The organism is Streptomyces sp. NPDC006265 (genome assembly GCF_040613555.1).
Taxonomy (GTDB): Bacteria; Actinomycetota; Actinomycetes; order Streptomycetales; family Streptomycetaceae; genus Streptomyces.
This window is the reverse complement of the sequence record NZ_JBEXSH010000504.1, coordinates 1-6,560: the sequence shown is the minus strand read 5'-3', so window position 1 is coordinate 6,560 and position 6,560 is coordinate 1. Positions and strand designations below refer to the sequence as shown.

General features: G+C 71.5%; 11 protein-coding genes and 1 pseudogene. 1 reads left to right on the top strand and 11 read right to left on the bottom strand.

The annotated features are described in order from the left end of the window. The 11 genes and pseudogenes from ABZ281_RS31940 to ABZ281_RS31890 all read right to left on the bottom strand — a co-directional run. Positions 1–565: pseudogene (locus ABZ281_RS31940) on the bottom strand (hypothetical protein); the annotation flags it as partial. A gap of 21 nt (positions 566–586) precedes the next feature. Next, positions 587–1,357 (bottom strand): hypothetical protein, encoded by a 771-nt coding sequence (locus ABZ281_RS31935; protein ID WP_356661150.1) that lies wholly within the window; start codon positions 1,355–1,357, stop codon positions 587–589. Beyond that, on the bottom strand, positions 1,354–1,665 hold the full coding sequence (locus tag ABZ281_RS31930) for a hypothetical protein (RefSeq protein WP_356661148.1): 312 nt from the start codon (positions 1,663–1,665) through the stop codon (positions 1,354–1,356). The genes ABZ281_RS31935 and ABZ281_RS31930 overlap by 4 nt, the downstream gene beginning before the upstream one ends. Then, positions 1,616–2,065 carry a helix-turn-helix domain-containing protein gene (locus ABZ281_RS31925; RefSeq protein ID WP_356661146.1) on the bottom strand — a complete coding sequence of 150 codons (450 nt, stop codon included), beginning with the start codon at positions 2,063–2,065 and terminating at the stop codon, positions 1,616–1,618. The genes ABZ281_RS31930 and ABZ281_RS31925 overlap by 50 nt, the downstream gene beginning before the upstream one ends. Further along, entirely contained in the window at positions 2,052–2,387 is a 336-nt protein-coding gene (locus tag ABZ281_RS31920; RefSeq protein ID WP_356661144.1) for a hypothetical protein, read from the bottom strand. The genes ABZ281_RS31925 and ABZ281_RS31920 overlap by 14 nt, the downstream gene beginning before the upstream one ends. 66 nt (positions 2,388–2,453) lie before the next feature. After that, a complete protein-coding gene (locus tag ABZ281_RS31915; RefSeq protein WP_356661142.1) occupies positions 2,454–2,651 on the bottom strand; it encodes a hypothetical protein in 198 nt (65 codons plus the stop codon). A 192-nt stretch (positions 2,652–2,843) separates the two neighbouring features. Continuing rightward, on the bottom strand, positions 2,844–4,745 hold the full coding sequence (locus ABZ281_RS31910; RefSeq protein ID WP_356661140.1) for a YfjI family protein: 1,902 nt from the start codon (positions 4,743–4,745) through the stop codon (positions 2,844–2,846). After that, positions 4,742–4,969, bottom strand: a complete 228-nt coding sequence (locus ABZ281_RS31905; protein WP_356661138.1) for a hypothetical protein — start codon at positions 4,967–4,969, stop codon at positions 4,742–4,744. The genes ABZ281_RS31910 and ABZ281_RS31905 overlap by 4 nt, the downstream gene beginning before the upstream one ends. After that, positions 4,969–5,364, bottom strand: a complete 396-nt coding sequence (locus ABZ281_RS31900) for a hypothetical protein (RefSeq protein WP_356661136.1) — start codon at positions 5,362–5,364, stop codon at positions 4,969–4,971. Before ABZ281_RS31900 ends, ABZ281_RS31905 begins: the two co-directional genes overlap by 1 nt. Before the next feature lie 108 nt (positions 5,365–5,472). Further along, positions 5,473–5,607, bottom strand: coding sequence for a hypothetical protein (locus tag ABZ281_RS31895; protein ID WP_356661134.1), 135 nt, complete (start codon positions 5,605–5,607; stop codon positions 5,473–5,475). Then, positions 5,604–5,843 (bottom strand): helix-turn-helix transcriptional regulator, encoded by a 240-nt coding sequence (locus ABZ281_RS31890; protein ID WP_356661132.1) that lies wholly within the window; start codon positions 5,841–5,843, stop codon positions 5,604–5,606. The genes ABZ281_RS31895 and ABZ281_RS31890 overlap by 4 nt, the downstream gene beginning before the upstream one ends. Positions 5,844–5,960: 117 nt before the next feature. Here ABZ281_RS31890 and ABZ281_RS31885 point away from each other — a divergent pair, with 117 nt between their 5' ends. After that, the gene (locus tag ABZ281_RS31885; RefSeq protein WP_356661130.1) at positions 5,961–6,557 is read left to right on the top strand and encodes a hypothetical protein; all 597 of its coding nucleotides are present in this window, start codon (positions 5,961–5,963) and stop codon (positions 6,555–6,557) included. Positions 6,558–6,560: the final 3 nt, after the last annotated feature.

The following is a 6,560-nucleotide window of genomic DNA, read 5'->3' as shown; positions in this document are numbered from 1 at the left end:
CGATCGTCCGGCCCGTGTACCGGTCGTGGAGAACGCCGGACAGGACGGTGCAGCCGTCCCCGGCCCGTACGACGTCGTCCAGGTCGCGGGCCAGGACCTCCTGACGCGTCGGACAGGAATTCCCCGACATCTCAACCGTGCCCGCATCGCTCCATGCCGGTCCGAAGGCGTCACGGCTGTAGCCAGCGACGGGGATCTGCGCCCGGACCGTCAGGTCGTTCAGCTGGGCCAGCGCCGTTCCGCCGCCGACCGCGGCTGGTGCGGCTTGGGCGGTGGAGCCGGGAGCGGTGAGCGGGCCGCAGGCGGAGGCGGCGAGCGCGCCGGCGAGGACGAGGCCGGCGGCCAGGAGGCGAGGGGCCATGTAAGGGAGTCCTGTTCGGGTCCGCAGGCCGGAGAGCCCGTCGGCCACGCCGTCGCCGATGTTGCGTCCGGCCTGTTGTCCGGCGTCGGCGGCGTCGTCGCCCATGCGCTGCCCGGACTGTTGCAGGGTGCGCTCGGCGCGGCGCAGGTCGGGCTGCATGCTGCTGTCGTCGATGCTGAGAAGGGCGGCCAACTCGCCCACCATGAGAGCCATCGTGGCCGCCCCCTACAGCCGGTTCGCCGCGATACGCGGGCGGCCCGGATCGGTCAGATACTGGTCCCAGTCGACGCCGATCGAGTCGAGGGCGGGCTTACGGCGGGCCGCAGACAGCTCCTCGAAGGCGCGCGGGTCGGTGCGGTACAGGGCCGCGTCCTGCTCGATCTGGCGGGCCGCGGCTTCCTTCTTGGCGGCCTGCTGCGCCTGGTGGTCGGCGGTGGCCGGCGCCTTCCGCACGCGGTCCATCAGCTGGGCCTCGTCGAGGGCGGGCAGCACTTGGCCGTCGACCCACAGGCGCCGCGTCTTGTCGACCTGATCGTTGCCCTCGTACGCCCCGGTGATCGGCGCCCAGGCGAGGCCCTGCGGACGCTGGCCCGGCTCGATCGCGGGACAGGCTCGAAGGACACGGATCGCGCGGGCCCGGGCGTCGTTGCGGGCCCGTACGGTCTCGCGCAGCTTGTGCATCGCCTCGGCTGCGGCCTGCTCCGCCTGGTCCACGTCGGACTGCGGAACAGAGTCGAGGATGCGGCGGGCCTCCAGCTGCGCGACCGTGCGGGCCTGCGTGGCTTCGGCGTCGCGGAGGGCGGCGGCTTTCTTCTCGGCCTGCTTGCGCTGGAGTCCGGCCCACCAGCGGTGTTTGCGGGCGGTCTCGATCTGGTCGGGGGTGACGTCGGTGTCGCCGTCGATGACCTGCTGTTCGAGCTGCGCCAGTTCGGCGTCTGCCTGCTCGATCTCGGAGTCCGCAGCGGCAAGGATCGCCTCGGGCGTCTCGGCGGTCATGCCGCGTCACCGCCAAGCAGGTCGTCGAGGTCGGGCACGTCGGCGCCGGCAGTGTGCTGCGCCTGGAACACCTTGCGGTGCGCGCCGATTGCGACGGCGTCCCGCTTGCTCTGCTGCTTGCGCTCCTGCTTGCGGAGGTCGGCGGCACGGGTCTTGAGGGTGCTGATCTGCTCGCGCAGGTCGTGGGAGGCGTAGCGGCCGGCCTCGCGGTCGGCTGTGTCGGCCTGCTGCGTGAGTGCGGCGGCCCGTTCGAGGGCTTCAGTCGCTGTCTGTGGCTCGTTCTCGTGGTGCTGGTCCTGGCTCCCCATCGGTGCCCTCCGTGCGTCCGTAGCGGTACGCGTCGAGGTCTTGGGGGCGGACGGCCCACACGCCGCCGACGCGGTGGGCTCGGAGGTGTCCGGTGCGGGCGAGCCGCCGCACGTACTCGGCAGTGCAGCCGAGGACGGCGGCGGCTTCCCTTGCGCTCAACACGCGTTCTGCGAACCCGTGATCCACTCTGGCGGGTGCGGGCGTTGAGGTTCCGGGGACGGAACTGCGGCCCTGTGCGGCCTCGTGCAGGACGTGCAGGGCGCGTTGGGCCGCTGGTGCCGGGCGTCCGCCGCTGGTGCGGTACGCGGCCACGAGGTGGCGGGCGAGGAGGTCTTCGAGGACGGGCACGGCGACCAGCGGCAGCAGCAGCGACACCGCGTCGTCGTCAGCCGTCGCCACGGCCGGCCACCCGTTCCACCAGCGCCGTGTCCAGCTTCACCAGCAGCATGGCGGCCCGGGTCGATCCGCCGCGTACGGCCTGGCGGAGCTTGCGGCGGCTGGGTTCCTCCATGGTGGTGCGTTCGGCCTGCGAGGCGAGGGCGTCCAGTGTGGCCGTGGCGTCCTCAACGATGGCGGCGACGACCGGCAGCAGGTCTTTGTTCGTGCGGAGGGCTTCGCGGTGGAGTCGGGCGACGGCGCGGCGGAAGCGGCGGTTGGCTGTGTCGAGTTCGGTCCGGCCGGGATAGGGGGTTTTGCGGATGGCGGGGTCGTGGGTGGTCAAGGGGTGCTCCTCGTACATGTACGTGCGTGTGATGCGCGGAGGTGCTGTAACCGGATGCGCCGGGGGTCAGCGGCGGAAGGTGTCGGGGACGATGCCGGCGCGCTGGTTCTCGATGCGGTGCCAGGTGGGGCAGGTGTCGTCGTGGTGGATGCCGATTGCCCAGATGCCGGGTTGGTCTTGGCGGATGTGTTGTTCGGCGTTGCAGTCGGGGCAGCCGCCGGGGATGACGGCGCCGTCGAGGTGGGGCGGGAAGGGGTCGGTCATGGGGGGCCTCCGGTTTCTCGCACTTTTCGCACGGTGTCCCGGGGGTGTGGATAGGTCCCAGCACCCCCAGGGACACCGCCAGCCTGCAGTCAAAGAATTACGGTAAGTAGTAATTGGTTGAAAAATGGCCTTCTATAGAGGGCCGTGCATCAATCCCCGAAACCTCGGGGGCCGTGCGGAAAATGCGGAAACTCATCGCGGCGGCTCCAGCACCCTCGGGTGAACCACGAACCGAGGTGCCGGTGGACGGCCACGGCGACCGGTCCGCTCGGGCACCGGAAGCCAGCGGATCCAGCCGTGACGCTCCAGTACCTCGAGGGCCTGCCGTACCGAGTCGGTGTCCTCGAACCAGCTCTGTCCGTGGACACCCCGCTTGACATCCTCGGCGGTCAACGCCCCTTCGGGGTGCCGCTTGCGGAGCCAGTCCAGGACGGCCCGGGCGGGCCCCAAGCGGGACTGCTTCTCGGCGGACATGAGGTCGACCACCAGGCGGGCGTGGGCGAGCAGGTACGGCACCAGCGCGACCGCGTTTGCCATCGTCTCGCCGGACACCGTCATGCAGTCCGGGGCGTCGAAGAGCGACATCACGGCCGCGATGCGGAGGATCTGGCCGGGGAGCTTCTTCGACCAGCCTTCAACGGCGGTGAGGTCGCCGGGCACCAGGTGCCGGCGCTCCCACTCCTCCCAGAACGCTTTGAAGACGGCCCGCGCGTCTGTGTCGAGGTCCATCTCCCGGACCTCGGTGTCGTCCCAGACAGTGACGATCATCCGGGCCAGTCCGTCGGCGTACCGGCGCCGCACCTCGGCGGGTACCGGGTCGGTGTCGTAGGACCGTTGCCCCACCAGGGAGCGCGGCACGGCGAAGATGAACCGGCCAGTGAAGCCGCGGGACTCGAACACCTCGGCGGTGTCGCCGAGGCCGGCCAGCATGCCCGGCTGGACGGCGAGCGCGAGCGTGAGGTTCGGGCGGGTCAGGAAGAGCGGCGGTCCGTTCTTCCGGTTCACGGTGTGCGGCTCGTGGGACCACGCCTTCAGCACGATCTCCAGGTTGGGCTGGTTCGAGTAGCGGCCACCGATGTTGCCGAGGAACCCGCCCTCGGCGGAGATCACCGCGAGCCGTTCACCCTGCTCTGCCATCACCGTGGCAGCAGCCTCGGGGGTGGTGTCGTCGGCGAGCATCTGCGTGGGCACCTTCGGCTCGCCGAGTTCGTCCATCTCGGCCCGCGCGGCGTCCAGGTCCTGGCGGGCCTTCTGCCGGGCCGCGGCGCCCGACGCCTTGATGACCTTCTGCTCAGCGGCGGCCACGACTGCTTCGGCGATGCGCCGTTCCTGCTGGTCTCGGGCGACCGCGTACCGGTCCGCGGCCTTGCGTCGCTGCTCCTCCTCGGCGATCGGGGCGACCATGGCCGACCGGGACGGCGACTTCTTCTCGCCGGGGGCAGCCACGGTCATGCAGTACAGGTTCACCGGCTCGGACCAATCCGGCTTGGGGCTCACGGTGCGCCGGCCGCCGACGGCCGCCGAGGCGGCGGCCATGCCGAACCAGGCCGGAAGGTCCACGGGCACCTGCAAGGAGTCGGCCACGGCCTGGGCCATCTCGCCGATGCCTCCGAGAAGCTTCACGTCCAGCACCGGCGGGGGCGGCGGCTCCAGCCGTGTCGGCTCGTCCCAGTCGGCGGCGTCCTGTCGGTCGACTGCTTCGCGGATTGCGGCACGAGCCGCCTCGGGATCGTCGGCGAATTGCTCCAGGGCGTGCCGGATCTCGATGTCCGTCCGCTGCCGAGCCACGAGGTCGCGCAGCTGCTCGGCGTGCCAGCGGGCATCAGCGACAGCGTGCGCCCCGACCTGGCTGAACATGGCCGGGCCGCCGACGGCCTTCACAAGGTCGGCGTCCATGCCGAGCGCCACATAGTCGACGGGCACCCCCTTGGGGATGCGGTCGGCGAGGGCGTCCCAGAGTGCTCTGGTGCGGGGGTGCCGGATCGTGCCCGGCTCGATGATCGCGGCGAGCGCCGGGAACTGCTCGCGGTGCAACATGGCGGTGCCGACCACGACCAGTTCGAGGCCCTCGCGCGGTGTTTCTGGCTGGATCAACGGTGCTCGGCCTCCGACTGCTGCTCGCGGGCGGCGACTTCGGCGTCGGCCTGCGAGAGCACGTAGAGCGTGAGTCGGCGCGCGGCGGCGCGCACGAGGTTGGGGGAAGGCTGGTCGTGCAGGAGGGCGCGGACCGCCTCGCGGAAGGCGTCCCAGTCCTCGCGGGGGCGCCCCGCCACCGTGGTGTCGGTGGCGGGGCTTCCCTGCGTCGTGCGGCTGGTCATCAGCCGCGGGCCTCGTGGTCGGCGAACACCCGGTCCGCCATCGCGTCGACCTGGTCGAGCATCCGGCGCAGCTCCGCAGTCTTCGCGTGGACGGCGGCGGCGTCGGTGAATTCGGCGACGCCGATGCACACCACGGCGCGCGGCTCGTCGTCGGACAGGGCGACCATGCCGGCGTCGAGGACGGTGCTGGTGTTGCGCTCGTCGAGGACGGCGAGGACGTCGTGCGCGTAGTGGTCGGTGTGGCCGGGCTCGGTCACGGTGCAGTCCCGGAAGGTGGGGCAGGGGCCGGCGTGCGGCTCGGCGTGCTCGCGCGGGGCGTCGGTGTCGGCGAGGAGCGGGTGCGTGCGGCCGGTCGGTGCGACGGCGGCGAGCATGCGGGCCCTGGTGTTCTGCATAATGGGTCACATCCGTTCTGTTGAGGGCCCGGTCTGCTGTGGTAGGTGTGCCGGGCCTTCGGCGTGTCTGGACGGGTGGGAGGTCGTCTGGGCCGCGTTGGCGCGCGGTCAGGCGGCCTTCTTGCTGCTCCGGGTGGCGCGCGGCTGGGCGAGCCCGAGCAGGGCCACCAGGCGGCGGCACTGCGCGTCGGTCAGCGGCTTGTCGCGGTAGACGTCGGCGAGGGTGCGCTGAGGGCGGCTCACGCCGACTCCCGAAGCACCCGCAGGACGTCTACGTAGGCGGCGAGAAGACGGCCCCGGGGCGACCGGAAGCCGGTCTCCCAGTGGCCGACGGCCGCCCGGGTGGCGCCCACCGCGTCGGCGATGTCCTGCTGGGACAGCCGCGCGGCTTCGCGCAGTCGACGACGTTCGTCGGGCTGCGGGAGTTCGAGACGAACCCCCAGGCGAGAGCGGATTTTCTCCGCTGGCGTAGCGGGCATGTAGCCACCCTGACAGACCCAACGACAGATTGCAAGAGGGTCAGACGACCCAACGAGATGACCCGGTGAGAGGGGGTGACTGTTGCGCGGTGTCACCACGTTTGCGATGCTCGCCCCGTGACAGCCGCCAAGACACCGCCCCCGCCGCCCGGCCTCCTGCTCCCCGGGACCCAGGTACGGCTCAGCCTCGACATCAGCGAGACCGCTGACCCGGATCACTTCACGTTCCAGGCGCGGCCCGCAGTGAGCGAGACGGAGCGCGTGTGGCGAATCAACGGCGACGTCGTGCGCGCCGAGCACGGGCTGAAGGTGACCCGGATCGAGGTCGACACAGGTCCGGACAGCACCGCTGAGGTGACCGGCACGCTCATGCGACAGATCCCGATCGGGACGATCCTCGACTACGTGCGCGGGCGCGTCTCGGCGACGCTGGCGAGCGACCTCACCGACGCGCCAGCGGCAGCCCTGGCCGTCTCCGCTGGGCGTACAGCCATGACGGACGGCTTCCTGCGAGACGTCGCCCTCTCCTACCTGCGGGAGACCGCACCAGGCAAGCCGCAGGGCGCGACACGGCGTCTCGCGGACGCGTACGGCCGCCCCGAGCAGACCATCCGGACATGGATCGCCCGAGCGCGGAAGGAAGGATGGCTCGGGCCCAGCGCGAAGGGACGCGCCGGCGCCGAGCCGGGCCCGCGCCTCCGAGCCGAGCAGTAGAAC

Bases quoted from the DNA above. Each gene is read 5' to 3' on its own strand.
- ABZ281_RS31890 (WP_356661132.1), bottom strand. From the start codon at position 5,843: ATGCCCGCTACGCCAGCGGAGAAAATCCGCTCTCGCCTGGGGGTTCGT.
- ABZ281_RS31915 (WP_356661142.1), bottom strand. From the start codon at position 2,651: ATGACCGACCCCTTCCCGCCCCACCTCGACGGCGCCGTCATCCCCGGC.
- ABZ281_RS31935 (WP_356661150.1), bottom strand. From the start codon at position 1,357: ATGACCGCCGAGACGCCCGAGGCGATCCTTGCCGCTGCGGACTCCGAG.
- ABZ281_RS31930 (WP_356661148.1), bottom strand. From the start codon at position 1,665: ATGGGGAGCCAGGACCAGCACCACGAGAACGAGCCACAGACAGCGACT.
- ABZ281_RS31905 (WP_356661138.1), bottom strand. From the start codon at position 4,969: ATGACCAGCCGCACGACGCAGGGAAGCCCCGCCACCGACACCACGGTG.
- ABZ281_RS31900 (WP_356661136.1), bottom strand. From the start codon at position 5,364: ATGCAGAACACCAGGGCCCGCATGCTCGCCGCCGTCGCACCGACCGGC.